We start from the raw sequence: 2,192 nt of genomic DNA, 5'->3' as shown, positions 1-2,192 counted from the left end.
CCCGCCCCATCTGGTTCAGGTGAACCTCACCGACGACCAGACCCACGCGGCTGACTTGCTGCCAGCCGAGGCCAACAGCGACACCCTCCCAGGTCGACGCCGGTGAGCAGCAGCCATGCGGAGCGCGCATAACCTGGGCCGGCCGCCACCCAGGCTTCCCTCCAAGCCGACCTGGCCAACGCAGGCGCCCGCGCGGCTCGCCTTACCGCCCGCGTCCAGCATCTGGAGAAGCGCCTGTCACAGGATCTTGGAGAGCAGGCTTGGCGGGAGTCAGGGCTCGGCGCCCCGGCAGACATCGACGAGCATCGCCGGACGATCACCCAGCTGGAACAGCAAGCCGTCGAGCTGGCATCACGCCCGGAAGAACGGGAGGCTGAACCGGAGGCTGCGCAGTCCGCCAACCGCGAGCTGACCCGGGCGTTGAACAAGCGCGGATGACCGACGGGCCGAGACCTACAGGCTCCGCCCCGGCAGGGAGAGCCAGAGGCTGAGTGACGGGCCCGGCATCGCGCTGCATTCGGCGCACGTCACGCAGCGCACGTGCTCTGTTGCGGGAGAGTTGGGATCTCGACTTGGCATCGACGGCGGCCGTGCCCCCATACTGCGACGGACGGAGCTGGTTTCGAACTGGAGATCGCCAAGCAGTAGGCTCATTCCGCAACACGACGCGAAGGGGCGATCGGTGGCGCGGGTTGCGGTGATCGGTGGGGGTATCAGCGGGCTGGGGACGGCGCTCATGCTTGGCCGGCGGGGCCACACGGTCACGTTGTTCGAGCAGAACGCGCGGCAGGCCGGAGAGGACCTGCACCGGGACTTCTTCGGCTGGGACAGGCCCCGAGTCCCGCAGGCCAACCATCCCCATTCGTTCCTCGCCCCCGTCCGCACCGTGTTGCGCACCGAGACCCCTGATGTCTACCTGGATCTGCTGGCACGCGGAGCCCGCGAATACCACGACTTCGACTGGTTCGGTGAACATCCGCCGCATCGGGCCGGTGATGAGGACTTGGTGACCCTGCGCACCCGCCGCATCGTGCTGGAGGCGGCCCTGACCGCGGCCGTGCGGCGGGAACCCACCGTTGAGGTGCGGCGAGGCTGCCGGGTGAGCGCCCTCACCTTCGAGGAGGGTCGCACTGCCCGGGTCACCGGCGTGCAGGTGGGCGCGGATATGCACCAGGCGGACCTTGTCGTCGACGCGTCGGGTCGCCGCTCGCCGGTCCCCGACTGGCTGACCGCGGCCGGCTGCCGCCCGCCCGTGGTCGACAGCCACCGCACCGGGATCGCCTACCTGTGCCGCTGGTACCGTCTGCGCGCCGACGGCCCACGTGACCCCGGACGAGTGAAGACCGGCTCGGCCGCACCGTTCGCGCTCGCCGGCGTCTTCCCTTCTGACAACGACACCTTCGCGGTGAGCCTGGTGCTCTCCACGGGTGATCCGACCCGCGGCGCGCTCACCGACCCTGCCGTGTTCGAGGCCGTCGCCCGCCGCTTCCCCGCCACCGCCGCCTGGCTCGACCTGGCCCCCGAACCACAGACAGCCGTCCTGGCGATGGCCGGCCTGGACAACCGCTGGACTTCCCTCGTCGACGGTGACGGACCTGTCGTCAGGGGCCTGGTCAACGCCGGGGACAGCCTCGTCCACACCAACCCCACCCTGGGCCATGGCGTGGCCCTCGGTCTGCTTGCCGCCCAGCACCTCGCCACCCATGTCGACCAGATCGCCGCGGCTCCCATCGGCTACCACACCTGGACGGCACAGGTCCTTCGCCCGTGGTTCGACGCGCAGGTGACGGCCGACCGCGGCAACGAGCAACGCCTCACCGAGAGCTCACCGTCCTCGGATCGGCGGGCTGCTGCCCTGGCCGCTTGCGCCTTTGACGATCCCGTCGTCATGCGAGCCCGAGCCCGGGTACGCCATCTCCTGCAACCGGCCGACGACGCCTACAGCACCGACGAAGTGGACCGAGCCGTCACCGACTGGCTGGCCGCCCACCCAGACTTCTCGCCAACGCACGACGGCCCGACCCGCGACCAGTGGGATGCACTCATCGAGAGAGGAGTCCGGGGCCGATAAGGGCGACCTGCTTTTCAAGTGCAGCTCGTGCGGCCTCCCCGAAACGGTCAGGCTTGGCCGCGAGCGTCCCTTCGCGGTCCAGCCCTGCTACCAGCACCCAACTGGCAGTGCACCAAGGAAC

Annotated in this window: 1 protein-coding gene; it reads left to right on the top strand. The window is 69.9% G+C overall.

Annotated elements, in window-relative coordinates:
• Nucleotides 1–682: 682 nt before the first annotated feature.
• On the top strand, nt 683–2,071 hold the full coding sequence (locus tag ACGFWI_RS38970) for an FAD-dependent oxidoreductase (RefSeq protein WP_393910797.1): 1,389 nt from the start codon (nt 683–685) through the stop codon (nt 2,069–2,071).
• Nucleotides 2,072–2,192 lie beyond the last annotated feature (121 nt).

The sequence above is a fragment of the Streptomyces sp. NPDC048434 genome (assembly GCF_043200375.1).
In the GTDB taxonomy this organism is placed as follows: domain Bacteria; phylum Actinomycetota; class Actinomycetes; order Streptomycetales; family Streptomycetaceae; genus Streptomyces.
Note: the sequence above shows the minus strand (reverse complement) of the source record. Positions and strands in the feature narration are given on the sequence as shown.